This window comes from Vibrio sp. SCSIO 43086 (genome assembly GCF_051132235.1).
GTDB classification, from domain to species: Bacteria; Pseudomonadota; Gammaproteobacteria; order Enterobacterales; family Vibrionaceae; genus Vibrio; species Vibrio diabolicus.
Map to the genome: position 1 here is coordinate 680705 of NZ_CP072678.1, position 24849 is coordinate 705553.

Consider the following 24849-nt stretch of genomic DNA (forward strand, 5'->3'; position numbering starts at 1 on the left):
AAATATATCGAATAATAGGTCTTACCAAAAAATAATATCAACATATATGACTTAGTTTGCTTATATAGACAGGACTTTATGTTGCTTCTAAGTTTCCTGCTCTAATAAAGTCTACGAGTAACATGAAATGAGATATTCCAAATTAACACCTTTAGCCATATTTTGCGCGATAAGTCTAACTGCTTGTGGCGGCAGTGAATCTAATTCGAAACCATCGACAACGACACCTCCAACACCACCAATGCCAACATTGAGCACTGTCACAATCCCAACTGTCGTTTCTACAAAGTTTCCAGCCAAGTTAAAAGTGGCTGCTGATTCGGGCTTCACCCACTATGTGAAAATCTCCCTTTCCGAAGCAAACAACAACGATACATTTCACATTGTGGCTGTTGATGACGGTGCGAATAATGAAAAAATCTTTCGTGCAGCCAAAATCATCCAACACCTTCTCACAAACCAACCAGACTCTAAGTACGGTGCTGACAAGTCTCGTATCGCTAAGACATTAGCCGAGCGTGATGCCACACTAATGCTGACCGAAAACGACGAACAGAATGATGAGATGTTAACCAAAATCTTTATCAACGAACTGATTCGCCAAGACAAACTGAACGACGCAGTTACAAACTCGGGCTTAGCACACTCTTTTGATACGAGTTCTCTAGAAAAGTTTGTTGTAAGCATAATGGTACTTAACGAAGATGATATGGATACACTTGTCACTTCTATCGCGTCAACATTAGTAACTAGTAAAGAAACACCAAACTGGCTAAGGAATAGCCAATCTTTAATGTATCGAGAACTGACAGTTGAAGGCGATTGCCATTACATGAGTAATTTTGCCGATTACTGCGCCAATCTTGGTAAAAAAGCCGAACGAGACGCCGCTTTTGAAGAAATTTTACACTTGGTCCAAGCGCAAGGTATTGCACCTAACACGGCGACTGCGGCACTGCAAAATGACATTCAAGCTCATGCGTTAAGCATCTATAACGATATTCAATCGGGCAAACCGACGGTGTGGCGCCCTACTCAGTATGACTGGGACGATTGGAAATCGGACGACTTCGATCCTGAAAGTGTGAAACAAACGGGCCCTTCATATTCTCACGAATATTTTGCTGCCGCTTTTGAAGCTTACATGGGTGTAGCAAAAGCAAACGGACATGGTTTAGATGGCTACCAAGCGTTAACGCGTGAAGAAATGCAAACCCAAGATCCACAAGCCGTTGATTGGATCAGTGGCTTATTCCACGGATACTTGCAATATACCGCGAATATCGACTCTGCGGGCGTCAAGCTCTACACAGAAAAGACAAATCCAGGCACAGTACCTACCTTCCGTATGGCTCCCAACAAAGACGGTTTGATAGAAGCGTACACCTACAAATCTCAGTGGTTAACAAAAGTGAAGATCATTGGCGACGACGCGATGAATGTGATCGGTAATGATCAAAACAATACTTTTGAAGGCAACAGCAAAGACAACAGCATTTATGGTGAAGGCGGTATCAACACCTATATCGTGCCACACAAACTGGCGGAATGTACTGTTATCAAAGCAAAGAGCGTTTCTGTTGAGTGCCCAAATACAGGCACTGACGAGTTGTACGACATTCAGAACATCCAATTCACCGACCAAACCCTAGATGTAACCAAGCTATAAACAATGAAAAACATGAAGAAACTTATTCTATTCGCTCCCTTGCTCCTTGCTGGTTGTGGTGGCCTAGCCGTCATGGATCGTACTGATGCCGTAAAAGCACAACCAGAAATGCTGATCAAAACCGACGGTGATTTTTGGGGATTCGGTGCAGATGGCCATTTTGATTTTGCTGGTAAGTACAAAGGCAAGTATTCACGCAGTGCTTCTAACTCAAGTTGGTTTAACCGTATCTCTTTCAAAGAAGGTTCAATGGGCGCAGAAGTGACTCGTATCGACAGCGGGGAAACTTGGCTTTTGAACTGCACCGGAGGCGGTATGTCGGTTAACTACATGGGCGTCGATTTTGGTGGGAATGATCCTTACACCTGTGACATTACTCAAGATGGTAAAAAAGTCGGTGAGTTTGCGATGGAGCCAAAATCGGCTCTCATCGACATCAGCTTTGAGAAAAAAGAGACAGGCGTAGTGCGTATTGGTAGCACCCACTTTAATGTAGAAACTGTACATACTAGTCCTGACGCCATGATGGCGGTAGACATTCCATTGGGTTATAGCTTTAAGGAAGGCACACAAGAAATTGCCGCCGTACAGACGAACGGTACCATTGCGGTACAGATGCTCCCAGAACTTAGTGAACAAAAAAAGGATGTGATTGCCATCGGCGCTGTTGCAAGTGCACTAAGCTGGCGCCCTAAGAAATAGCCATTACATTAAAAAACACCACACAAAAAAATAATAAAGCCCTTTACCTTGAGGGCTTTTATTGCTTGTTTTCATAAAGACAAGTGAAGCATTACTTTTCTAATCTTCCCGCATACTGCTTGGGCGTTAATCCACGATGCTTCTTAAACATACGATTGAAGCTCGCCACATTGGTGTAACCAAGGCGCATAGCTATGTCATCAATGCTCACGCGCTTACTCAATAACCCAGCCGCAACATTACTCAATACATAGCCGGATACCATCGAGAAGTTGAGGCCTAATTTGTGCAAACGACGTTGAAACTGCTGTTCAGATAAATCAAGCAGAGAAGAAACGCGCTCTAACGTTGGCAATCCATAATGACTGCTGTAGTTCACCACTTCATAAATCACTTTCAACTCATCTTCTGGGTCGGGCATATTAAGCAAATCATCCAAATCGGAAAAACTCATCGCTAGACGGCTGTCTTCGCGATGGCTCACTTGGCGGGAAGCTAATCGGTCATCTCCCGGGATCCATATTTCTGTTTTTGGCTGACTCCATTCCACCTCGCAGCCGAAATATTCCCGGTATCGCTCAGTATTTTTTCTCGACCCTGAAACCTTCACGCGCAAAGGCTGATAGTCTTTACCAAGAAATTCGCGTAGCACTTTAATCATAAATACCGCACAGCGGATACTATCGTGCACCTTTACTGACGTTTCTATAAACGGATTGTGGTAAGTCCATTTGATGATTTTGCCCGACTGTTCGCCAGCAAAAAACGCCCCAGATTGTAAGTTACTCGCACCATAATTAACGCGTCGAATCGCGCTGGCTAAATCATTCCCAGAAAATAGCCAGCGTCCCACAGGCCCTAGCTTTTGCAGTTCAATACCTCGGCTGAGACTCAACACCACATCCGGGTCACAACTGGCTTGTTCAACACAACGGTACCATTCCGCAACGGCTTTTAGCGGGATCAGTGTCATTGGGTTACGAAACACCGATGCTGGGATCCCTAACTCATCCGAGTCCAAATTGTATTTAGATAACGCGAGGTTATGTATGTTTAGAATGCCCATCGCGCGAATAAACCGAACCGTTTTCATAACCAATCACATCAAATTTAATCCTGTAGTGATTGAATCTGTCACAAAGAAAGCCGCAAATCAAATTCAGATCACAATACGCCAACAGTTTGATAGAGGAGTGTTTAATGAGTTTACTGAGTGTCCCATTTGTCGGTACAGGCGCAGATACGGCGTTACATGTTGTCGCTGCTGTCGTTTTAATTGCGAGTGTCGCGGGCGCGTGTTACGGCTTTTGGAAAATCCATGAATTGCCTATCAATAAAGCACACAGCAAAGACCATCATCAGATAGGGCTCATCACTGCGCTGACCTGGATAGGGTTTGTCTGGCACTGGGTTTGGGTGCTAGCCGTGATCTTTGCATTTGTTGATATGGAAAAAGCCATCATCAATCTGCGTGATACATGGAAAAGTAAACCGCAAACAGAAACACAGCCAAAAGAGGAAGCATAATGTTAGAAGGTTTAGCGGTATGGGCACTCTTCATTTATCTGTTGCGTTTGGTTGGCATGCCTTGGAACAAAGCAACCAAATCGTTCGCTTATCTTGGCGGCTTGGGTTGGCTAATGTTCGTCTGGGTAGGTTTGATTAACTTCACCCCGATGGATTTATCCGGCGGTTCTGTCGTGCAGTCACCACACATCCAATTGCGTCCAGATTCAACCAATGTAAAAGGTAAAGTTGACCACATTTACATTGAGCCGAATCAGAAAGTTAAAGAAGGTCAGCTAATTTATGAACTTGACCCAACGCAATACAAAATCGCATTAAATCAAGCGAACGTATCCGCTGATTCTGCTCGCGTTGCATTAGCTACAGCAAAAGGCGACATCGAGATTGAAGAAGCTAACCACGAGGCGCTAGTGCAAGATCTAGAAACATCCAAGAGCCAGTTGGAAGCGGCGAAAGTTGACTACAAATTGCAGAAAAAAATGCTAGATCGTTATGTTGAGCAAAACCGAGTGGTGCACAACACCATCACGGAAAGCGATATCGACAAACAATCGAGTGCGGTTGATATGGCACGTCACAACGTGTTGGCCCTTGAGTCTCAAATCAAGAAGAAACAAGTCGATATTTCCCGTGCAAAACTGGCGATTCATAAATCGGAACTTGCAGTTGAAACCAAACAAGCCGAACTGCGCCAAGCTGAAGAGCAAATTGCAAAAGCGCAATGGGATTTGAATAGCACAAAAGTTCATGCCCCAACAGATGGCTTTGTCACCAACTTTATCCTGCGTGAAGGTCAGCGTGTATCGATGATGCCGCGTATCAACATGTACACTAACGAGAAGTACGTGCTGATGCGAGTCAACCACCAGGCGATTCGTAACATCAAACCGGGTCAACCTGCGGAATTCTCCTCTTCGGTTTATCCAGGTAAGATCTTCTCAGCGACGGTCGAGGGCATTGTTGAGGCAACAGGTGAATCACAAGGTAATCTACTGGGTTTCGATGATTCCGTACGTGTCACCACTGGAAAGAACTTACAGAACAAACACCACTTTGTTCGTCTTAAGATTGATGAGCCAGAAGGTTACGACATCCCTGTTGGCTCTGTTGGCCTCGCATGGGTCAGCGGTGAAAAACCGATAGGCTTCATGGCCTTCTTAGATGTGATTCGCGGGATCATCATCCGAATGAAGTCTCAACTGTACTTCTTCTACTCTATCTAAACTCGCAAACCGCCAGTTACGCTGGCGGTTTTCTTTTCATTTGTATCCAAACATATCCTTTTCCCGTATAACAATTAGTTAGTAAATAGCGGAGAAGATTCATGTCGGTAAAGGAAAGAAGCCTACCTACCCATCGCATCTCAAGATTCAGCAAGTTCGCTTCACTTGCTACCCGTGTCGCAGGCAATGTGATTGCAGAAGGCACGAAGCAGATAGCCAAAGGCAACAAACCAAAAGCGAAAGACCTCTTGCTGACGCCACAGAACATCGCGCGTTTAACTGACCAACTTGCTCACCTACGTGGCGCTGCAATGAAGCTTGGACAAATGCTCTCAATGGATGCTGGTGATGTTTTAGAACCTGAACTTGCCGATATTCTTTCCCGTCTTCGTTCCGACGCAGACCCAATGCCTGCAAAACAACTCAACGCAGTAATGGAAAGTTCGCTGGGAACGAATTGGAAAGCTGAGTTTCTGTCATTTAACTTCAAACCAATCGCCAGTGCATCAATAGGACAAGTGCACCAAGCCTACAGCGATGCGGGCGATAACCTAGCCGTCAAAGTGCAATATCCGGGCATACGGAAAAGTATCGATAGCGACGTCGACAATGTCGGTACACTGCTCAAGGTCGTTGGGTTGATTCCCGAGTCTGTCGACTACAAAGGATTGCTCGAAGAAGCGAAAAAGCAGCTACATGATGAAGCCGATTACGCACGAGAGGCGCAATTTGCCATTCGTTATCATGACGCTTTGAAGGAGCACCCTCATTTTGTCGTACCGAAGATTCATACTGGAAGTTGCTCAGACTCCGTTCTCGCGATGGAATTCATTGATGGCAGTCCGATTGAGCAAATCGAACATTATGATCAGAGTACACGGGATTTTGTCATGCACAGCCTACTCGAATTACTGTTTCGAGAGCTGTTCGAATTTAAGATGGTACAAACCGACCCAAATTTCGCCAACTACTTATATATCGAAAACACTCGTCAAATCGGCTTGCTAGATTTCGGGGCCACTCGCGAGTACAACGAACGGTTCAGTACCGGCTATCGCCAAGCTTTTGCATCTGTCGTGAATAATGACGAACAAGGCTTGAATGATGCGCTTGAACAAATAGGCTTCTTCAGCCAAACCATCCTTCCAGACCAACGCCAAGCGATTCTCGACTTAGTAAAAATGGCATGTGAACCGATGTTAGTTGATGAGCCTTATGACTTTAAAGCCAGCGACTTAGCACAAAAGCTTCGCGAGGCTGGCACCATTCTAAGCATGGAGCAAGAATACTGGCATACTCCACCAGCAGATGCCCTATTTTTACACAGAAAAATCGGCGGAATGTACTTGCTGGCAGCCCGTATTGGCGCAAAAGTGAACATTCGCCAATTGGTACAGCCATATCTCACCATCAACAGCAAATAGCCTATTGTTTTTCTGTTACTTTCAAGTACCTTGAGCAAGGTTAAGATGCATAGTTGTGCATCTCAATAACATGCCATACTTCCATAAAACGAATTAACTATCGGGGTACTCGGTGAGCAAGTTTCAAGATCTCTCCACTCTAATCCAGCAAATTGGCCAAGCCGAAGAAGTGGATCAAGTCGCAACGCTCAATGAATCTATTGAAGCGGGCCTCGAGCCCGGCGCGGTTGCCCTGATTCTAGAAGCCTTTCCAATCGACGATCGTGTTCGCTTATGGCGAGCTTTACCACTAGAGCTACATATCGACGTGTTAACGGAAATGCGTGCGGACGTACGTTTCTCTATCATCAACGCGTTATCTGAAGTCGAGCTAAAACTCACTCTCGCTAAACTCGACAACTTATCGCTCATCGAATGGGCCGATTCGTTACCAGAGTCGATCATAAACGAAGCTCTCTCGTTGATAGAAAAAGATGAGTTGGAACTTTACGATCAAGCAAACGAGTATGCTGATGAAGAACTCGGCCACTGGGCTGAACGTAAGATCATCACCCTTCCCTTCAACATTACGATTGGGACAGCTAAGCAGTTAATGGAGCGCTATAGCTACGACACGCCTCAACAGGTATATCTGATTAATCGTAATAAACAGTATCGTGGAACGGTCAATTACTTCGATATCTTACGTGGTGACCCCGATATTCGCTTAAAAACACTCGTTATTGAGGCAGTGACGGTGCTAGACAGTAAAATGATGCTTCCTGAAGCGGTAGAGGCATTAGAACACAGCACACTGCCCGCTCTCCCTGTAACTGATGCAGACCAAACACTGATCGGTGAAGTCGATTGGCAGTTTGCATTGAGTACACAGCGTGAAATCTACGAAGCACGTTTGATGGCCGGTACAGGTATGGATGAAGGCGATGACTTGTTTGCGCCAGTATTAAAAAGCTCGCAAAAGCGCGGTGTTTGGTTAGGCATCAATTTGCTTACTGCGATTTTGGCGTCTGTCACTATCGGACTATTTGAAGATGTAATTGCGCAGGTGGTGGCTTTGGCGGTGCTCATGCCAATTGTTGCATCCATGGGGGGCATTGCTGGCAGCCAAACGCTCACTCTAATGATTCGTGCGATGGCGCTTAATCAGATCACCCCAGGTAACCGTTTCAAGCTATTGAAAAATGAGTTGGGTATTGGCTCTCTGAACGGCATTGCTTGGGCGTTAATCATCGGCGGGCTCGCCGGATTGTGGTTTCAATCTCCGGTTCTTGGGGGAACCATCGCGCTGGCCATTATCGTCAATATTATTACCGCAGCTTTATTTGGTGTGCTGATTCCCATTATTCTGGATAAGTTTAAATTGGACCCCGCTTTGGCTGGCTCGGTGATTCTAACAACAGTGACAGATGTAGTTGGTTTTTTCGCCTTTTTAGGAACGGCGAGTTTAGTCATGCTTTAAAAGGTTCATTGTTTATTAATCAATCATTAGCATAATAGAGTCAAATTGCATAACGCAGTTGCAAATTGCAAACATACTCAAACTTTAAGCAACGCATGTCACAGAAACTACGTATTTTAGGGCATATTAAAGTTGGCACAGTAACTGCATTATATAAATCGACCCTTCTTAAGCCGAGGGTCACCTAGCCAACTGACGTTGTTAGTGAACTTGATTTTGTTCACATGTATATAAGCCAATCGCACTCTTTGCGGTTGGCTATTTTTTTATGTGGCTATTGCCCTCTTATCCTCTGACCGAGCTCGGTTGTACTTTTCTTACCCACAACAGATTGTTTACTGTTTATAAAATTCAAATATTCGCCCACTAAACCATTAGAAATGCCAGCTTCAACAAAAATAAATCACCTACATAAAATAAAACCAAGAAAACACACCCAAGAAAAGAACAAATAACGTCCAAACCAAAAACCTCATCATGAAATCGTTTTCCTTTAATAGAAATCGACTGAACAATCCAGAGTTATAGATAAATTTAATCCATAAAAACAAATAGCAATTCAAAACATTAATTTCACATAGAAAACCTGTCTATAAATCATAGAAAATACGTAAAAACAAACTTTCCACTTTTAGAATTTAAAAACCAAACCATTGTTATTAAAAGAAAAAATACAAATAAAAACCAAGCAAACGTTTAAATTGCAATTTTATCATTGACTATTAAATTTACATCACGATAATACGCGCCGTTTGCCTGAAAATCAGGTGCTATAATTTAATATTTCAATGTGCGGAGGCAATAATGGCTGGAGACAATAACTACAGTCTTGGACCAGTTCCCAACACGGCCAGAAAAGGCGTGGCGTCACTAACCATGGTGATGTTAGGACTCACTTTTTTCTCCGCAAGTATGTGGACAGGTGGTTCTCTCGGTACTGGGATCTCCTTTAATGATTTTTTCCTCGCTGTTCTCATCGGTAACCTAATCCTCGGTATTTACACTTCTTTCCTCGGTTACATCGGCGCTTCTACTGGTCTCTCTACTCACCTTCTTGCTCGTTTCTCTTTTGGTTCTAAAGGCTCTTGGCTTCCTTCTGCTCTTCTTGGCGGAACTCAAGTTGGGTGGTTTGGAGTTGGTGTCGCGATGTTTGCGATTCCGGTGCATAAAGCAACGGGCATCGATACCAATACTTTGATCCTTGTCTCCGGTTTGCTCATGACCGCGACCGTTTACTTTGGCATCTCCGCACTGATGGTGTTGTCAGCAATCGCCGTTCCTGCCATTGCACTACTTGGCGGCTACTCTGTCATCGAGGCAGTAAATAGCGTTGGTGGTATTGGCGAACTACAACAAGTTCAACCAACCGAGCCACTCGATTTTTCAATAGCTCTCGCGATGGTTGTCGGCTCTTTTGTCAGTGCTGGTACATTAACGGCGGATTTCGTACGCTTTGGTAAAAAGCCGCGCAGCGCCGTGATGATCACCATGGTGGCATTTTTCATCGGTAACTCGTTAATGTTTATCTTTGGCGCGGCAGGGGCGTCGGTGACGGGTCAATCAGACATTTCTGAAGTGATGATCGCGCAAGGTCTTCTTATTCCAGCTATCATCGTTCTTGGCTTGAACATCTGGACGACCAACGACAACGCGCTCTACGCATCGGGTCTTGGATTTTCCAACATCACTGGCTTACCAAGTAAATACATCTCGATGGCGAACGGTCTTGTTGGCACACTTTGCGCTCTCTGGCTCTACAATAACTTTGTTGGCTGGCTGACCTTTTTATCGTTGGCAATTCCACCGATTGGCGGCGTGATCATCGCTGACTTCTTCACGAACCGTAAACGCTACGCAAACTTTGAAGCCGCCCAGTTCCAAAGCGTAAACTGGGCTGGCATTATCGCTGTAGCGATTGGCGTTGGTGCGGGACACTTCCTGCCTGGCGTAGTGCCGATTAACGCTGTACTTGGCGGCGCAATTAGCTTCCTGATTCTTAATCCTATTCTTAACAAAAAAGCACTGGCTACACAGCCAGCGTAAGGAACCATCATGACAACACTACTGATCAAAAACGTAACGCTAAAAGGACAAGAAGGTCTGCAGCAAATTTTGATTGAAGATGGTCAATTCAAGCGCATTGAAAGCAACGATGTGGAGCTTAGTCATAACGGTGACATCATCGATGCTGAAGGCGGTATGGCGGTTGCGCCTTTCTGCGAGCCACACATTCACTTAGATACAACTCAAACCGCAGGTGAGCCAAGCTGGAACATCTCTGGCACATTGTTTGAGGGTATTGAACGTTGGGCTGAGCGCAAAGAAATGCTATCGATTGAAGACGTTAAAGCGCGCGCAAAACAAACCTTAAAATGGCAGATAGCAAACGGCGTACAACACGTTCGTACCCACGTCGATGTTTCAGACCCTACCCTAATTGCCCTAAAAGCGATGGTAGAAGTGCGTGAAGAGATGAAAGAATGGGTAGATATCCAAATCGTCGCCTTCCCGCAGGAAGGAATTCTCTCTTACCCAAATGGCAAAGAGCTGCTAGAAGAAGCCGTCAAATTAGGTGCGGACGTGATTGGCGCGATTCCACACTTTGAATTCACACGCGAATATGGCATTGAATCGCTGCACTACGTATTCGAGTTAGCGCAAAAATACGACCGCCTGATCGACGTGCATTGTGATGAAATCGATGACGAGCAATCTCGCTTTGTTGAAACACTGGCAGCATTAGCGCACAAGTTTGATATGGGGAATAAAGTCACGGCCAGTCACACCACAGCGATGGGTTCCTACAACGGTGCATACGCATCTCGCCTGTTCCGTTTATTACGCATGTCCGGTATCAACTTCGTGGCAAATCCATTGGTGAACATTCACTTACAAGGCCGTTTTGATGATTACCCAAAACGTCGCGGCGTAACACGAGTGAAAGAGATGCTGAATGCCAACATCAACGTCTGCTTTGGACACGATGATGTATTTGACCCTTGGTACCCACTAGGCACTGCAAACATGCTGCAAGTGCTGCATATGGGTCTGCACGTGTGTCAGGTGATGGGTTACGACCAAATCAACAACTCACTGGATCTGATCAGCAACAATTCAGCACGTACACTGAACATTCAAGACAAGCACGGCATTGAAGAAGGCAAACCAGGTAGTTTACTGATTCTTCCCGCAGAAGATGGTTTTGACGCAGTACGTCGCCAAGTGCCGGTTCGTTACTCTGTTCGTCACGGTAAAGTGATTGCAGAAACACAGCCTGCGACAACTCATATTCATCTTGAACAAGCAGAGCAAGTAACGTTCAAACGCTAAAAAGATCGGCGAAACGAAAAAGGCCTGACGACATCGTCAGGCCTTTTTTCTACTGGTAAACATCACTGCTCGCTCTGTCTATTCTTGTCTCATAAACCACTGAACACATTGAAAGGCCATATAAAACGGCTCAGTACCAAACGTTGCACAAGGTTCTGGTGGCTGAATCTCAATTACACCATCGCACTTGGAAATTATTCTAAGCGTTGGGCATACTTCTGACTTCATTTTAGTTGTAGATATGAACCATGACGTCATTAAGCCAGATAGAACCGCAATTTTTGGAATTTATGCAGCAAGAGATGCAAGTAGATGCAGCTCATGATCTTAAACACGTAAAACGCGTGGTCAAAACAGCGAAACAGCTCTGCAAAGAAGAAAATGCAGACATCGCGATTGTATTACCGGCTGCCTATTTGCATGATTGCTTTACTTACCCGAAAGATCACCCAAATCGCAAAGAGAGCTCAATCATCGCAGCCAAAAAAGCGGTCGCATTTTTAGAGAGTATCGATTATCCGCAGCAATATCATGATGCCATTGCTCATGCGATAGAGGCACACAGCTTTAGCGCAAACATCAGGCCAAATACGTTGGAAGCCAAAATCGTCCAAGATGCCGACCGTCTGGACGCTTTAGGCGCAATTGGCGTGACGCGATGCATTCAAGTCAGCACTCAATTTAACGCGCAACTTTACAACGACAGCGATATATTTGCCGAAGAACGTGAACTTAACGATAAACAATTCACTCTGGATCACTTTCAGACCAAGTTATTCAAAATCGCTGAAACCATGAACACAGAGTCAGCAAGACGCGAAGCGCAAAAACGCAAAACCTTTATGCAAACGTACCTAGAGCAGTTACACGACGAGGTAACAGCGTAAATGTCAGAAAGCTATACGTTAATTAAAGAGCTTAAACGCCAACTAAAGTTAGCTGGGCTGCATTATGCCGATGTTGCACAACACCTTGATTTAAGTGAAGGAAGCGTCAAACGTTTACTCGCTGAAGGTCAGCACATTAGCCTTGAGCGCTTAGAACGAATTTGCCAATTGATTGGTTTAGAAATGGCGGAACTATTTAAGCTCGCGGCTGCGCACAATAAAGGTCTAGAGTCGCTAACGTTAGAGCAAGAAAAGCAGCTGGTTGACGATAAAGCCCTGCTGCTCGTGGCGATCTGTGTTGTAAATGGCTATCAGTTTGAACAAATCGTTCAGCAATATACCTTCAATGAGTTGGAACTGGTGCAAAAGCTTGCTCATTTGGATCGGCTGAACATCATCGACTTGCAGCCAAATAACAAAATTCGTTTGCGTATATCTCCGACATTTAAGTGGCAGATGGGCGGCCCTATTCAACGGTTCTTCCAACAGCAAGTTCAAGACGCCTTTTTCCAAAGCTACTTTTCTGGTGAAGATGAAAAGTTCTCCATGGCAACAGGATTGATGAGTGTACCAACCAACAAGAAGCTACAACAGAAACTGCAAAAGGTCATCGATGAGTTTTATCAGGCTTGCCAAAGTGATAGCTCTCTCGATATGGACGAAAAGCACGGCACCTCTGTGATTATTGCGATGCGTCGTTGGACGTTCCCTCTGTTTGAACCATGGGAAAGAAAACCTACGCAGAAGTCTCGCAATTAGTAACTCAATAAACAAATGGAAATAAAAGTAACGAATTTCGTTACTTTTGGTAGCATACAACGTCACTTGAAAGAGAAAGCTGGTTTAATCGTTCATTGAGCATAAAGTGCTCCCATCTCATTCGACTTTGTTTAATCGGGGCCCGTATGTTTTTCTCAAAACGCTTTTTTCCTTACTTTGTGACGCAATGCCTTGGCGCACTCAATGACAACATCTACAAAAACGTTCTGTTATTGATGGTGACATACAGCCAAATTGATAACCTACCAATATCCGTCAATCTATTCGTTAATTTGGCGGCAGGCTTATTCATCCTACCTTTCTTTCTATTCTCAGCGCATGCTGGTGCCGTCGCTGACAGCATGGACAAAGCCAAATTAATCCGACGTCTAAAGCTCATCGAACTAGCTATCATGTCTTGCGCAGCAACCGCTATTGCCACCCAAAGTGCCATGCTGATGCTGGTTCTGCTGTTTATGACAGGCACTCAATCGGCCTATTTTGGTCCCGTGAAATACGCCTTGATACCACAAGCGCTCAAACCAAATGAGCTTGTTAAAGGAAATGCTTGGGTTGAAATGGGCACGTTTCTTTCGATTCTTATAGGTACGCTTAGCGCAGGCCTGCTGCTAGCCATTCCTAATGGTACCTTGATTGCTTCTTGTACCGTGATTGCCTTGTCTTTGCTTGGGTTCATGAGCAGCGTGAATATTCCAGCGATGCCTAGCCAATCAAATGACAAAGCGAAATTTGAACCGATTTCTGGTTTAAAGAACACGTTAAAAGTGGCAAAAAAGCAGAGAGGCATCTGGATGTCTATTCTTGCCATCAGTTGGTTCTGGTTCATGGGTGCGACTTACCTAACTCAATTCCCTAACTTCGCACGCGAACATTTGTTCGCAGATAGCACTGTCGTTTCTTTACTGTTGGCATTGTTTTCCATTGGTATCGCGACAGGCTCTTGGTTGTGTGAAAAACTTTCTTTCAACCACGTTGAGCTTGGTATTTTGCCATTCGGTATCCTTGGTCTGACAGTCTTTGGCGTCGACTTGCTATGGGCAGTCCCAAGTTATCCATCACTTCCGGTGCACTTTTATGATGTGCAAAGCTTCGTTGCTGAATCAAAACATCTGCGCGTCATGATTGACCTGTTCCTTGTTGGTGTAAGCGGCGGTGTCTTTATTGTTCCTCTTTATGCGTTCATCCAATCGCGTTCAAACAAAGGGGAGTGTGCACGTGCCATTGCTGCTAACAACATCATGAATGCGTTGTTTATGGTGGTGTCTGCTTTGGTTTCGATCGTTGTACTCAGCGTACTAGAGCTTTCTATTGTGGAACTGTTTGCCATGATGGCAATAGGTAACTTCTTCGTGGCGATCTATGTCTATCGTCAAGTACCGGAATTCACACAACGCTTTATCAGTTATTTACTCAGCCATTGTATGTATCGTGTGTCCGTAAAGGGGCGCCAACATATTCCTGAACAAGGTGCTGCGTTAATCGTGGCTAACCATGTTAGCTATGTCGATGCATTGATTTTGATGGGAACCTCTACTCGCCCGGTTCGTTTTGTGATGGACAAGTCCATCAGCGAGCTACCTGTTCTTAAATATGTATTCCGTCATGCAGGTGTTATCCCGATCTGTTCTCCACGTAAGTGTGCCGACACTTACCGACGAGCATTTGAACAGATTGAACAAGCACTTAACGACGGTGAGGTTGTCTGTATCTTCCCTGAGGGTCGTTTAACGTCTAACGGTCAATTGGGTGAGTTTCGCCCTGGTGTAGAGAAAATCCTTGAACGTAACCCTGTTCCTGTCATCCCTATGGCGTTAAAAGGGCTTTGGGGTTCTTTTTTCAGCCACAAAGGCGGACATGCTCTCACAAAACGACCGACTCGTTTTTGGTCAAAAGTGGATGTTGTTATCGGTGAAGTGTTAAGTCCTGCGTCTTTAAATCGTCATCAATTGCAACAACAAGTACAGGATTTACTGGGCTGAGTCGCTTGCTACAGCAGTCAAACTTTGCAGCAAAACGTAAATATGCACCACAAAGCACAAGTAGTTTCTTGTCAATTAGAGTAGGATATCTACGACGTCATAAATCTAGGAGGTATTATGAAAATCATCATCTTACATGGTCTTTATATGCATGGGCTGGTCATGCAGCCTCTTAGCCAAAAGCTGAGAAAACTCGGATACGAAACGCAAGTACTCAGCTATAACACTGTTGCTATCGATGAGTCTTCACTGTTTGATTCTATTGATCATTCGCTTAATCCACTGACCACAAACGTGCTCGTGGGACACAGCTTGGGAGGCTTGATGATTAAGCGCTATCTCGCCAACAGAAAACCGAGCACTAACTTAATCTCTCATGTTGTCGCTATCGGTTCGCCTCTTAAAGGCGCGTCCATAGTAGGTCGGATTCAAGATCTCGGATTGGGTGCAATTTTAGGCAATTCGCCACACCACGGATTAAACAAACATGATGACGCTTGGGATTTCCCTCAAAAACTCGGCAGTATCGCAGGAACGATGCCGATTGGCGCTCGCCCATTGTTGATCCGTAATGACAACACCATGTCGGACGGTACCGTTACCGTAGAAGAGACAAGACTGGACGGTATGCAAGATCATATCGAAGTGAAGCAAACGCATACGAGCCTGATTTACAACACCTTCGTGCCGCAGCAAATTGATTACTTTATTCGCACAGATTATTTCCGTCGATAGCACACTTTTCCATCATACAGATGGAATCGACTTTCCAAGCTATTCAGTTCGCAGTACTATCCTAGCTCCACTTCTTCACAACTTGGATGAAGTGGTACATTTTTAATTGTTCTCAGGGCGGGGCGAAATTCCCCACCGGCGGTATACTTTTTCAAGTGAGCCCGCGAGCGCTCGATTCGTCGAGGTCAGCAGATCTGGTGAGATGCCAGAGCCGACGGTTATAGTCCGGATGAAAGAGAATAAGAATACACCAGCATAGCGAGTCAGATCGTTAAGAATGCTGGTGCACTTCTTTTTGATCGTATTTTACGGCGATCTCTCATACCGCCCTGATTCTGGTGAAATTTAGGAGTTAACCATGAATCAGTCATCACTACTTGCCGAATTCGGCGACCCAATTACTCGCGTTGAAAACGCACTTATCGCTTTAAAAGAAGGCCGTGGCGTACTGCTTCTTGATGATGAAGATCGCGAAAACGAAGGCGATATCATTTATTCAGTCGAGCACCTCACTAACGAGCAAATGGCATTGATGATCCGCGAATGTAGCGGCATCGTTTGTTTGTGCTTAACAGATGCTCAAGCAGACAAACTGGAACTGCCTCCAATGGTGGTAAACAACAACAGCGCAAACCAAACCGCATTTACGGTTTCTATTGAAGCGAAAGTTGGTGTAACAACGGGTGTTTCAGCAGCAGACCGCGTAACGACCATTAAAACGGCGGCAAACCCGCACGCAAAACCGGAAGATCTTGCTCGCCCGGGTCACGTATTCCCTCTGCGCGCACGTCCAGGTGGTGTAATGACTCGCCGTGGTCACACAGAAGGTACGATTGATCTGATGCAAATGGCAGGGCTTCAACCCGCTGGCGTACTGTGTGAAGTGACCAATCCAGATGGCACGATGGCAAAGGCACCGGAGATCGTAGCATTCGGTCGCCTGCACAACATGCCGGTACTGACGATTGAAGACATGGTAATGTACCTGAACCAGTTCGAGTTGAAACTGGCATAGTCAGATCTCAGCTCTTGAAAAAGCCGCGCATTTGTGCGGCTTTTTTGATCGATCCTCTTTGCACTTAAGTAGTTATACTTATTGAAAACAAGGGGAACAACACCATGAAAGGATTACTGAACTTCGCCGCTCTCGTTAGCTTTCTCTCCATGAATTCGCTTGCTCTTGCATCTGAGTGCCCTGATATTCTTCAAGGTAAGCAAAGGTTGTTAAACTCAACGGAAGAAGTCGATCTATGCGAAAGCTTTAAGGGAAAGACACTACTAATCGTCAATACAGCAAGCCAGTGCGGCTTCACTCCTCAGTTTGAACAGTTAGAAACCCTCTATCAAACTTACAAAGACCAAAACTTCACCGTTATCGGTTTCCCGAGCAATGACTTTCGACAAGATAGAGGAAGCGAAACAAACACAGCGAAAGTCTGTTATCTCGATTACGGGGTAACCTTTCCAATGATGGCTCGCTCTTCAGTATTAGGTGTAGATGCGAACCCAGTCTTCAACCAGATTACTAACCAAGCAGGCATAAAACCAAAATGGAACTTCTACAAGTTTCTAATTAGCTCTGAAGGTAAAGTTATTGCTACTTTTCCAAGCTCCACATCACCGACAAGTACTACGCTTACCAATATGATAGAGCAACAATTATAAGGTGACGACCATGACAACACGCTCAACCATGCTACAACTCGGTTACTTAGGCCTGGTTCCATTTGTGTTTAGTTTAGGGCTGATTTTCACTGACATCTCACTCTTCAATTTAAGTGGTCAGCAATTTTTCATCGCATATAGCGCCGTTATATTAAGTTTTTTATCCGGCATCCTTTGGGGTAATGGCATTGAGCATTACTACCATCGCCTTAGCCGAAATGTATTAATTCTCAGCAACCTTTTTGTCTTACTGGCTTGGGGCGCATTACTGCAGGGCCACAAACATTACGCAGTCGCAACCCTACTCTTAGCAATTGGGTATCTTGCTGTTTGGTATGCAGAAAAGCTCGTGAGGAAAGTCGAACAAGACGCCGAGCCCAAGGGATATCAAGGAATGAGGAGCAAACTGACCTTCGGCGTAATCGTAATGCACGGATTGGCTTTAGTTTCATAACCTGGTCTGTCCAGTACTAAGATCACAAAAAAACGTCTTTTTATAAAACAATGTTCATTTCGTGAATGCACACATATTTTGAACACTGTTTTGTTTCATTTATGAATCAATCCACATATAAGTAATTCAAAGCATTCACAAAGGATATGAATATGTTTTTTCGCAAACTTTTGTTTAGCACTGCGATGATCAATGCAACGACAGGTTGCGTGTCTTACCAGGCACAACAAGCCGCCGCTCAAACAGTAAATAATACAGGTGCTGTGCTTACCAATGTGATTAAAACTACGATTGCTCAGCCATGTAATGTTGCAATCACTGCTGCTAGCTTGTTTTATCCGCATGCCATATTTATGACTAGTGTTCCGACTCAAGCATGTACAAGCGTTCTTAGATAATACGAGTGTGATAAGCATAAAAAATGGCGACTCTACCGTCGCCATTTTTAAGCATCAATGCTATTTACAGTTACAGCGTCAATAAGTAATTAACTAATTGATTGTACTCGTCGTAAGTACGAATTTCGTTGGCCAAAACAATGTATTTATTGTTCACAACCACACCCGGAACCCCTCTTAACGTGCTGGCAGAGAATTGCTTATCAAAACCTTTCTGCATTGAGTTTACGGCGAAACTGTTGTAAGCCGCATCAAACTTCTTACCTTCTACGCCATTATCAACGAAGAGTTGTTTCAGCTCAGCTTCGTCTTTTGGCGCTTGTCGCTTTTGATGAATTTGGGCAAACATGGCAGGAATCATTGTATCTTCAACCCCGAGCGACACCATCGTCGCGTAGGACTTGGCCATCGGAATCGCCATATCTCCGCCCATGAACCCCACATGTACCTTTTCAAACTTTGCCTCTTTTGGCAGAGCAGGTTTTAAACGCTCAATAAGCGACTCAAACTTGTAGCAATGTGGGCAATAAAAAGAAAAGAATTCCGTCACAACAGGTTTCGATGCTTTCTTAACATCCAGAACTTTGTAGTGCTTCCCTTCTTCAAATTGCGCTGCATGAGCGGTAAAAGTCAGTAAAAGTGCACTACATAAGGCAAGTAGTTTTTTCATTGTTTATTTCCTTGTGGCATTCAAATGCCAAATCATTTCATTTGGTAAAAAGGGGGGAAACCCCAAGTAATTTGAGATGAGGAATTAAACAATCGGAGGACGATAAAGCTTGGTGATCACTGTCACTACTTTTTCGACTAGAGGCCTATCAATCAAGGCAAGGCTATAAGGAAGAAGCAGTAAGTCGTTTTGAGATAAGTTGGCGGGAATTTTGACCATGCAGGAAGAGCTACAACTCGTGTGAGATTGTTGTGCCTTATTGATGGCTGACTCATCGTGATGTGATTCTACGCAGTCGTCATTGACGCCAAGTTGTTTGTGCAGAGCAGCCTGTTGAACAATAAGATCGCGTACTTCAATTGTTTTCATCGGAGCGGAAGCCTGCGCCACAGGAGCGACACTACTCAAAAGCATAGCAACTAAGCAAACTATCGCAGTCAACAATGTACGGTTAAACTTCAACATAGCTACATCAAGGAAAATGGTGATTTAAGATAATACATGATAACGGTTTGACTTCAAGATACGGACTCTCGGCTCGCTAACAAACTCTGTTCTTTGACCATTTTAGGCTAGTGAATTTTCTCTCTAACGATCCCTCAGTACACGAAACCAGCACAACGAACTATTCACCGTTCGGATACTCCCCTCATCAGATACCAGCAACAATTCGATAAAACTTGAAATCATTATGAAACACGAGTAATAGTTAGAACGGTTTTTGTACGAACAAGGAAAGATCAATGCTTAAAAAGAGATTCTTTAAGACAAAAGATGAAGTCGAAGTCACGTTCGAGCTAGATAAAGATCAGTGGGACTCTGTCCAAATTGCTGGAGACTTCAACAACTGGCAGCCAGAACCGATGAAATTAGTGAAGAAAAGTCGTCAGTTTAAATTTAAAACCCGCTTACCTAAAGCGCAGAATGTTCAGTTCCGTTACTTGCTCGATGACGCGAAGTGGGAAAATGACCCACAAGCTGATGCTTACGTTCCAAATGCATTTGGCAGCGACAACAGCGTCGTATGTACCACCGAATAAGCGGTAATTTCGCTTTAAGATTCCATACCTAGGCGCAAACGTTGCGCCTTTTTACATCTCTCGAAATGTGATTGGTGATTAGATTTAAATCATTAATTGGCAATTTTATCCAATTAACTCATCCGATAACCTTATTCTGAGAAAGCTTTATTTGAAATAATTCGTAAATTTGTTTAAGTTCCATTGATATTAAATATTGTATACATCACTTAAATGAACGCACAACAAATCAAACCATCTCTAATCATTGTGGAAGACGATCCCAAATTACAAACTATGTTGGGTGAGTATTTTGTTGAACAAGGTTTTCAGGTCAAATGTATCGACAATGGGACGGACGCACCCAATGCGATTATTGACACACAACCAGACGTGGTGCTGTTAGATTTGATGCTACCCGGGCAAGATGGTCTGAGTGTATGTCGTCAAATCCGAGAATGCTACAAAGGCAAAGTGTTGATGCTAACAGCAAGTGATGATGACTTCGATCATGTCGCCGCATTAGAAATAGGCGCAGATGACTTTGTTACTAAACCCATCAAACCTCGCGTATTGCTAGCTCGTATTCGCATGCTGTTAAGAAGAAAAGAGGCGGCGCCTACCGAGTCCGAAAACGGCCTACAAATTGGTGTTCTGTGTTTAAACCGATTACGTAAATCGTGCGTAATGAACCAAGAAGAAATTGCGCTGACAGACGGCGAGTTCGATTTGTTGTGGGTTCTTGCAACGCATGCTGAAAAAACACTATCACGCGAGTGGCTGACCAAAACACTGCGTGGTATTGAATACGATGGAACAGACCGCACCATTGATAATCGCATAGTGACACTGAGAAAGAAGCTAGGCGATGCTTCTTGCTCACCACAAAAAATCATTACCGTTCGCGGCAAAGGCTACCTATTTATGCCTGATGCATGGAATGAATAATGAGACGGATTTATCTGGAAAGCTTTGTTGGCCTTATCATTCTGTTTATGGCTAGCTTGTGGGGATACGAGTTCTTAGTTTATGAGATCAACACAGATTATGACTACCTGTTACAAGAGCATGAGGGTCAAGCTTTTCACGATCTGATCTACCCTATCTATAAAGAACACGGATTAGAATATACTCAACAACAGTTGGAACAATTTGCCACATCAAGCCATCGTTTGTTGGTGCCTCATACGCTTGAAGAGCTTCCAACAGACATCAAAAAGGCGTTTGAAAGTGATACCTCCGTTAACGTCGCTTACGATGAAGAAAGGGATATCTGGTTCCGCCTAGATGCGAGCACGCCTATCTTTAAAATGAGCGATAATCCGAATAGTCCTGTGGTTAAAGCAGCCAACTTTGATGACAATATCGTTTGGTTGTTCTTTTTAGCTGGATTTGCTCTGTATTGCATATTGTTGATCTGGTTCTTAAGCCGTCGGATTCGAGAGCTAGAGAGAGTGACCGTTGAGTTTGCCTCAGGTAACTTCAAGGCTCGAGCTAGTACCTCAAGCGCTAAGTCTGTTGGGACGTTAAACAAAAGCTTTAACACGATGGCCGATAAAGTATCTCGCTTGATCACTAGCAATAAAATGCTAACTAACGCCGTTGCACATGAATTGCGTACCCCAATCTTCCGCTTACAATGGCAAGCAGATTTGTTATCGGATTCAACCTTAACTGAACAACAGAAAAAGTATGTTTACAGTATCGTCGAAGACATTGACGAGATGGAAGAAATGGTTGAAGAATTGCTTTACTACGCAAAGATGGAGCGTCCTGACACAGCATTACAAACTCAAGAAGAAGTCGTCCTATTCAACTTAGTCAAAGAATTACGACAGAGATGGCAAAAAGAGACTACGCTCGGTATTTCGCTTCAAGAAGTAAACTCAGAAAACGTTCTCGCGTTTGCTGACCCAAAATTGTTAAAGCGAGCCTTAGATAACTTGCTGCGCAATGCAATGCGGTACGCGGATAAGCAGATTTTAGTAGAGATAAAACACGATCAGCACCGCTGCTTCATCAATGTTCATGATGATGGCATAGGTATTGAAGAAAAGCATTGGCCTCATCTATTCGAACCATTTTACAGCGCGGATGAATCTCGCAACAAAAAGACGAGCGGGTTTGGGCTCGGTTTGGCGATTGTCAGACAGATAATGGAGCTTCAACGTGGAGAAGTTTCGATTTGCCATAGCCCACTTGGAGGAGCTTGCTTCACACTTAGCCTCAAAAAATCAGACAGTTAACTTAACCTTCCTACCCCATTTACAGAAGACGACACTTCAATACACTCAAGCGACAGAGCCCAACAATAAAACAGTGTACATTTAATCCATAAGATTCACACACTAAATGGATAGTACTCATGTATAAATCTTTTATCCTGATTATGGCGCTTACTTCTACGCTTACAGCTTGCGCCTACAACCAAAAACCTGTCGTCGACATGACCAATGTCGACCCTAGTACATATGAACAAGACTTTCTTTACTGCCAAGGCTATGCAGAAAATGTCGACAAATCAGAGGCAGCGAAATCTGAAGCCACTAATGGGGCGGTTACAGGCGCATTGATCGGCGCAGCTGCTGGTGCGCTAGAAGACGGATTAGGTGGAGCGGCTGTCGGTGCTGCTGCCGGCGGAGCTGTAGGAGCTGGAGCTGGTGCTTTGAGTGGAACAAATGATTCAACCAAAACCCAATCTCTCGTATTGCGTAAATGTCTCCAGAACAAAGGCTATACCGTCTACGATCTTGATTAAATAAGCACTTTTCTTAAATTATCGCGCGATGGATTCTATTCACAAATGTTTCACGCTGTAACGATTAATCTCGTTACCTCTCTGGGATATGTGTTCCATCCCAATGCTTAAATAGTAAGGTCATATTTTGAAGCCAGGTAAAACAGGTATACGCCGTGTCATGGATGCGACCGGCTATTCATTTCAAGGATTGAAAGCCGCATGGACACACGAAGCCGCTTTTAGACAAGAATTGATTCTCGCCTTGGTGCTTTCCGTCTGTGCTTTTTTCCTTCCAGTCACCACATTTGAAAGAGTACTGATGATCAGTAGCCTGTTATTGGTCCTGATCGTCGAACTTATTAATTCCGCCGTAGAAGCGGTTGTCGACCGTGTTAGCGATGACTGGCACGAGCTCAGTGGTAGAGCCAAAGATATCGGCTCGGCTGCAGTATTTGTTGCGCTCACTCTTGCCCTTTTTGTTTGGGCTTCGTTCTTGCTCTGATTTTGATTCAAGACATTTACTTATGAAGACACATAATTTGCAACAGAAAGGTATCTCGTACGTTACCTTTACTTTCTTGTTGGCATTCTATTTCGCGCTGGTTGTAAACATTCCTATTTACAAAGAGCTGAATGGTATTTTTTCAAGCCTAGATAATGTCAAAATTGGTTTTATTATTACGATACCCATTTTCTTTCTTGCCGCGCTCAATTTCCTTTTTAACTTATTTAGTTGGCCTTGGGTTGGAAAGCCATTCTTTATTATTTTGCTCATAATTTCGAGTATGGTGAGCTACGCAAGTTACAACTATGGCACACTTTTCGATTCTGGAATGATTGCTAATATTGCTGAAACCGATTCGAGCGAGGCAAGCTCTTACCTGAGTACTTATTCTGTAATCTGGACGCTACTTATGGGGGGCGTCCCTGCGATGATTGTCTATAAGGTCAAGTTGCAATCTCAGCGCCACCAATTGCTGTATTTTTCTCTCACGAAGTTGGTGTCGATGCTGTCATCTCTTGCAGTAATTGCTGTTATTGCCAGTGTTTACTACCAAGACTATGCATCTGTCGGTCGCAATAACAGCTATCTGAAAAAAATCATTATTCCCACTCAATTCGTTTACAGCGCGACTGGGTATGTAAAGGAGAAATACTTCACCACGCCAGAACCGTACCGCGAGATTGGAATCGATGCAAAGCAGTCAGATAGCGCAGTAAAGCAAGCACAGAACAAGCCGACACTACTGGTGTTTGTTGTCGGAGAAACCGCTCGAACGCAGAACTACCAACTCAATGGCTATAAGCGAGAGACAAACCCTTACACCAGTAAGCTGGATGTGATTTCATTTCAAGAGGTTGCGTCTTGTGGCACTGCAACTGCAGTATCTGTGCCTTGCATGTTTTCTCAGCTCACGCGAAGCAAGTTTGAACGGACCAAGGCAGATAACCAAGATAATGCTCTCGACATCATGCAGCGCGCTGGAGTTGACCTAATCTGGAAAGAAAATGATGGCGGAGACAAAGAAGTCGCCCACAAGATCAAGAAAATTGAAGTGAACCGAAAGCAAGCAAGTCCTCTGTGTAACGGTCAAACCTGTTACGATATGGCGCTGTTAGATCACTTTGATCAAGAAGTTGCGGATATGCACGGCAATCGCGTTGTCGCCATGCATCTTATAGGAAGCCATGGTCCTACCTACTTCCAGCGTTATCCTAGAGACAAAGCGTTTTTCAAACCAGACTGCCCACGTGCAGATATAGAAAACTGTAGCGTCGAACAAATCGTGAATACGTACGACAATACGATACGCTACACTGATCTTGTGTTGGCAGAAACCATCAACAAACTCAAAGCATTAGAGTCTCAATATAATACCGCTCTCATCTACGTATCGGATCATGGTGAATCATTAGGCGAAAACGGATTGTTCTTACATGGCATGCCTTACGGCCTTGCACCAGACTTCCAAAAACGTGTTCCTTTGCTCATGTGGCTATCTTCCGGCTTTAAGCAAGTGAAACAAATCAACACCGACTGTTTGTCGAATGAAGCGCAAAAGGCAGGCCAGTACTCACATGATAACGTGTTCCACTCTTTATTAGGCATTATGGATGTACAAACCCAAGCCTACGACGACAAGTTAGATATATTCAAAGACTGCCGCACGACTTCCTAAGTGGACCA

General features: G+C 44.3%; 25 protein-coding genes and 1 riboswitch. Of the genes, 22 read left to right on the forward strand and 3 right to left on the reverse strand.

Going from position 1 to position 24849, the window contains the following annotated elements:
* The first annotated feature begins 127 nt into the window (after positions 1 to 127).
* Together J8Z23_RS19185 and J8Z23_RS19190 are read left to right on the forward strand one after the other, a co-directional pair.
* The gene (locus J8Z23_RS19185; protein WP_225496412.1) at positions 128 to 1669 is read left to right on the forward strand and encodes a hypothetical protein; all 1542 of its coding nucleotides are present in this window, start codon (positions 128 to 130) and stop codon (positions 1667 to 1669) included.
* Positions 1670 to 1681: 12 nt separating this feature from the next.
* Positions 1682 to 2371: a hypothetical protein gene (locus tag J8Z23_RS19190; RefSeq protein WP_031778833.1), complete on the forward strand. Its 690-nt coding sequence runs from the start codon at positions 1682 to 1684 to the stop codon at positions 2369 to 2371.
* Between the two features lie 91 nt (positions 2372 to 2462).
* Here the strand turns inward: J8Z23_RS19190 and J8Z23_RS19195 are convergent, their stop codons facing one another.
* On the reverse strand, positions 2463 to 3464 hold the full coding sequence (locus J8Z23_RS19195) for an AraC family transcriptional regulator ligand-binding domain-containing protein (protein WP_434635773.1): 1002 nt from the start codon (positions 3462 to 3464) through the stop codon (positions 2463 to 2465).
* Between the two features lie 107 nt (positions 3465 to 3571).
* On the opposite strand from J8Z23_RS19195, the gene J8Z23_RS19200 reads away from it, so the two are divergent.
* From J8Z23_RS19200 to J8Z23_RS19265, 14 genes are all read left to right on the forward strand, one after another.
* Positions 3572 to 3898, forward strand: coding sequence for an MFS transporter (locus J8Z23_RS19200; protein ID WP_017635162.1), 327 nt, complete (start codon positions 3572 to 3574; stop codon positions 3896 to 3898).
* Positions 3898 to 5121 carry an HlyD family secretion protein gene (locus J8Z23_RS19205; protein WP_225496416.1) on the forward strand — a complete coding sequence of 408 codons (1224 nt, stop codon included), beginning with the start codon at positions 3898 to 3900 and terminating at the stop codon, positions 5119 to 5121. The genes J8Z23_RS19200 and J8Z23_RS19205 overlap by 1 nt, the downstream gene beginning before the upstream one ends.
* A 101-nt stretch (positions 5122 to 5222) precedes the next feature.
* A complete protein-coding gene (locus J8Z23_RS19210; RefSeq protein WP_225496418.1) occupies positions 5223 to 6545 on the forward strand; it encodes an ABC1 kinase family protein in 1323 nt (440 codons plus the stop codon).
* 112 nt (positions 6546 to 6657) lie between these two features.
* Entirely contained in the window at positions 6658 to 8004 is a 1347-nt protein-coding gene (locus tag J8Z23_RS19215) for a magnesium transporter (RefSeq protein WP_047101165.1), read from the forward strand.
* An 804-nt stretch (positions 8005 to 8808) separates the two neighbouring features.
* Positions 8809 to 10047 (forward strand): cytosine permease, encoded by a 1239-nt coding sequence (codB, locus tag J8Z23_RS19220; protein WP_225496420.1) that lies wholly within the window; start codon positions 8809 to 8811, stop codon positions 10045 to 10047.
* Between the two features lie 9 nt (positions 10048 to 10056).
* Positions 10057 to 11334, forward strand: coding sequence for a cytosine deaminase (locus tag J8Z23_RS19225; RefSeq protein WP_237305876.1), 1278 nt, complete (start codon positions 10057 to 10059; stop codon positions 11332 to 11334).
* Positions 11335 to 11582: 248 nt separating this feature from the next.
* The gene (locus J8Z23_RS19230; RefSeq protein WP_017819864.1) at positions 11583 to 12221 is read left to right on the forward strand and encodes an HD domain-containing protein; all 639 of its coding nucleotides are present in this window, start codon (positions 11583 to 11585) and stop codon (positions 12219 to 12221) included.
* Positions 12222 to 12980: a helix-turn-helix domain-containing protein gene (locus tag J8Z23_RS19235; RefSeq protein ID WP_225496424.1), complete on the forward strand. Its 759-nt coding sequence runs from the start codon at positions 12222 to 12224 to the stop codon at positions 12978 to 12980.
* A 146-nt stretch (positions 12981 to 13126) separates the two neighbouring features.
* Positions 13127 to 14980, forward strand: a complete 1854-nt coding sequence (locus J8Z23_RS19240; protein WP_225496426.1) for an MFS transporter — start codon at positions 13127 to 13129, stop codon at positions 14978 to 14980.
* A 117-nt stretch (positions 14981 to 15097) separates the two neighbouring features.
* Positions 15098 to 15715, forward strand: a complete 618-nt coding sequence (locus J8Z23_RS19245) for a triacylglycerol lipase (protein WP_225496432.1) — start codon at positions 15098 to 15100, stop codon at positions 15713 to 15715.
* A 104-nt stretch (positions 15716 to 15819) separates the two neighbouring features.
* A riboswitch (FMN riboswitch) is annotated at positions 15820 to 15960 on the forward strand.
* Between the two features lie 113 nt (positions 15961 to 16073).
* Positions 16074 to 16730, forward strand: a complete 657-nt coding sequence (ribB, locus tag J8Z23_RS19250; protein WP_005373655.1) for a 3,4-dihydroxy-2-butanone-4-phosphate synthase — start codon at positions 16074 to 16076, stop codon at positions 16728 to 16730.
* Between the two features lie 104 nt (positions 16731 to 16834).
* Complete coding sequence (locus tag J8Z23_RS19255) at positions 16835 to 17380, forward strand: glutathione peroxidase (protein ID WP_005373657.1); 546 nt, start codon at positions 16835 to 16837, stop codon at positions 17378 to 17380.
* Between the two features lie 10 nt (positions 17381 to 17390).
* Entirely contained in the window at positions 17391 to 17834 is a 444-nt protein-coding gene (locus J8Z23_RS19260; RefSeq protein WP_017819861.1) for a DUF3429 domain-containing protein, read from the forward strand.
* 152 nt (positions 17835 to 17986) lie between these two features.
* Positions 17987 to 18232 carry a hypothetical protein gene (locus tag J8Z23_RS19265; RefSeq protein WP_005373664.1) on the forward strand — a complete coding sequence of 82 codons (246 nt, stop codon included), beginning with the start codon at positions 17987 to 17989 and terminating at the stop codon, positions 18230 to 18232.
* 70 nt (positions 18233 to 18302) lie between these two features.
* On the opposite strand, the gene J8Z23_RS19270 is transcribed toward J8Z23_RS19265, so the two are convergent.
* Together J8Z23_RS19270 and J8Z23_RS19275 are read right to left on the reverse strand one after the other, a co-directional pair.
* Positions 18303 to 18902 carry a thiol:disulfide interchange protein DsbA/DsbL gene (locus J8Z23_RS19270; protein ID WP_005373667.1) on the reverse strand — a complete coding sequence of 200 codons (600 nt, stop codon included), beginning with the start codon at positions 18900 to 18902 and terminating at the stop codon, positions 18303 to 18305.
* An 84-nt stretch (positions 18903 to 18986) separates the two neighbouring features.
* Positions 18987 to 19367, reverse strand: a complete 381-nt coding sequence (locus J8Z23_RS19275; RefSeq protein WP_005373669.1) for a hypothetical protein — start codon at positions 19365 to 19367, stop codon at positions 18987 to 18989.
* A 278-nt stretch (positions 19368 to 19645) separates the two neighbouring features.
* On the opposite strand from J8Z23_RS19275, the gene J8Z23_RS19280 reads away from it, so the two are divergent.
* The 6 genes from J8Z23_RS19280 (at position 19646) to J8Z23_RS19305 (ending at position 24841) form a co-directional block, all read left to right on the forward strand.
* The gene (locus tag J8Z23_RS19280; RefSeq protein ID WP_005373671.1) at positions 19646 to 19942 is read left to right on the forward strand and encodes an isoamylase early set domain-containing protein; all 297 of its coding nucleotides are present in this window, start codon (positions 19646 to 19648) and stop codon (positions 19940 to 19942) included.
* A 213-nt stretch (positions 19943 to 20155) separates the two neighbouring features.
* Positions 20156 to 20869 (forward strand): response regulator, encoded by a 714-nt coding sequence (locus J8Z23_RS19285; protein ID WP_005373673.1) that lies wholly within the window; start codon positions 20156 to 20158, stop codon positions 20867 to 20869.
* The gene (locus J8Z23_RS19290) at positions 20869 to 22167 is read left to right on the forward strand and encodes an ATP-binding protein (protein WP_017819858.1); all 1299 of its coding nucleotides are present in this window, start codon (positions 20869 to 20871) and stop codon (positions 22165 to 22167) included. Before J8Z23_RS19285 ends, J8Z23_RS19290 begins: the two co-directional genes overlap by 1 nt.
* 119 nt (positions 22168 to 22286) lie before the next feature.
* Entirely contained in the window at positions 22287 to 22679 is a 393-nt protein-coding gene (locus tag J8Z23_RS19295; protein ID WP_005373677.1) for a glycine zipper family protein, read from the forward strand.
* Positions 22680 to 22806: 127 nt separating this feature from the next.
* Complete coding sequence (locus tag J8Z23_RS19300; RefSeq protein ID WP_434635776.1) at positions 22807 to 23163, forward strand: diacylglycerol kinase; 357 nt, start codon at positions 22807 to 22809, stop codon at positions 23161 to 23163.
* A gap of 22 nt (positions 23164 to 23185) precedes the next feature.
* Positions 23186 to 24841 (forward strand): phosphoethanolamine transferase, encoded by a 1656-nt coding sequence (locus J8Z23_RS19305; protein WP_434635777.1) that lies wholly within the window; start codon positions 23186 to 23188, stop codon positions 24839 to 24841.
* The last annotated feature ends 8 nt before the right edge of the window (positions 24842 to 24849 follow it).

Coding starts and splice junctions, on each gene's coding strand:
- J8Z23_RS19185 (WP_225496412.1), top strand. CDS start 128: ATGAGATATTCCAAATTAACACCTTTAGCCATATTTTGCGCGATAAGT.
- J8Z23_RS19190 (WP_031778833.1), top strand. CDS start 1,682: ATGAAGAAACTTATTCTATTCGCTCCCTTGCTCCTTGCTGGTTGTGGT.
- J8Z23_RS19195 (WP_434635773.1), bottom strand. CDS start 3,464: ATGAAAACGGTTCGGTTTATTCGCGCGATGGGCATTCTAAACATACAT.
- J8Z23_RS19200 (WP_017635162.1), top strand. CDS start 3,572: ATGAGTTTACTGAGTGTCCCATTTGTCGGTACAGGCGCAGATACGGCG.
- J8Z23_RS19205 (WP_225496416.1), top strand. CDS start 3,898: ATGTTAGAAGGTTTAGCGGTATGGGCACTCTTCATTTATCTGTTGCGT.
- J8Z23_RS19210 (WP_225496418.1), top strand. CDS start 5,223: ATGTCGGTAAAGGAAAGAAGCCTACCTACCCATCGCATCTCAAGATTC.
- codB (WP_225496420.1), top strand. CDS start 8,809: ATGGCTGGAGACAATAACTACAGTCTTGGACCAGTTCCCAACACGGCC.
- J8Z23_RS19225 (WP_237305876.1), top strand. CDS start 10,057: ATGACAACACTACTGATCAAAAACGTAACGCTAAAAGGACAAGAAGGT.
- J8Z23_RS19230 (WP_017819864.1), top strand. CDS start 11,583: ATGACGTCATTAAGCCAGATAGAACCGCAATTTTTGGAATTTATGCAG.
- J8Z23_RS19235 (WP_225496424.1), top strand. CDS start 12,222: ATGTCAGAAAGCTATACGTTAATTAAAGAGCTTAAACGCCAACTAAAG.
- J8Z23_RS19240 (WP_225496426.1), top strand. CDS start 13,127: ATGTTTTTCTCAAAACGCTTTTTTCCTTACTTTGTGACGCAATGCCTT.
- J8Z23_RS19245 (WP_225496432.1), top strand. CDS start 15,098: ATGAAAATCATCATCTTACATGGTCTTTATATGCATGGGCTGGTCATG.
- ribB (WP_005373655.1), top strand. CDS start 16,074: ATGAATCAGTCATCACTACTTGCCGAATTCGGCGACCCAATTACTCGC.
- J8Z23_RS19255 (WP_005373657.1), top strand. CDS start 16,835: ATGAAAGGATTACTGAACTTCGCCGCTCTCGTTAGCTTTCTCTCCATG.
- J8Z23_RS19260 (WP_017819861.1), top strand. CDS start 17,391: ATGACAACACGCTCAACCATGCTACAACTCGGTTACTTAGGCCTGGTT.
- J8Z23_RS19265 (WP_005373664.1), top strand. CDS start 17,987: ATGTTTTTTCGCAAACTTTTGTTTAGCACTGCGATGATCAATGCAACG.
- J8Z23_RS19270 (WP_005373667.1), bottom strand. CDS start 18,902: ATGAAAAAACTACTTGCCTTATGTAGTGCACTTTTACTGACTTTTACC.
- J8Z23_RS19275 (WP_005373669.1), bottom strand. CDS start 19,367: ATGTTGAAGTTTAACCGTACATTGTTGACTGCGATAGTTTGCTTAGTT.
- J8Z23_RS19280 (WP_005373671.1), top strand. CDS start 19,646: ATGCTTAAAAAGAGATTCTTTAAGACAAAAGATGAAGTCGAAGTCACG.
- J8Z23_RS19285 (WP_005373673.1), top strand. CDS start 20,156: ATGAACGCACAACAAATCAAACCATCTCTAATCATTGTGGAAGACGAT.
- J8Z23_RS19290 (WP_017819858.1), top strand. CDS start 20,869: ATGAGACGGATTTATCTGGAAAGCTTTGTTGGCCTTATCATTCTGTTT.
- J8Z23_RS19295 (WP_005373677.1), top strand. CDS start 22,287: ATGTATAAATCTTTTATCCTGATTATGGCGCTTACTTCTACGCTTACA.
- J8Z23_RS19305 (WP_434635777.1), top strand. CDS start 23,186: ATGAAGACACATAATTTGCAACAGAAAGGTATCTCGTACGTTACCTTT.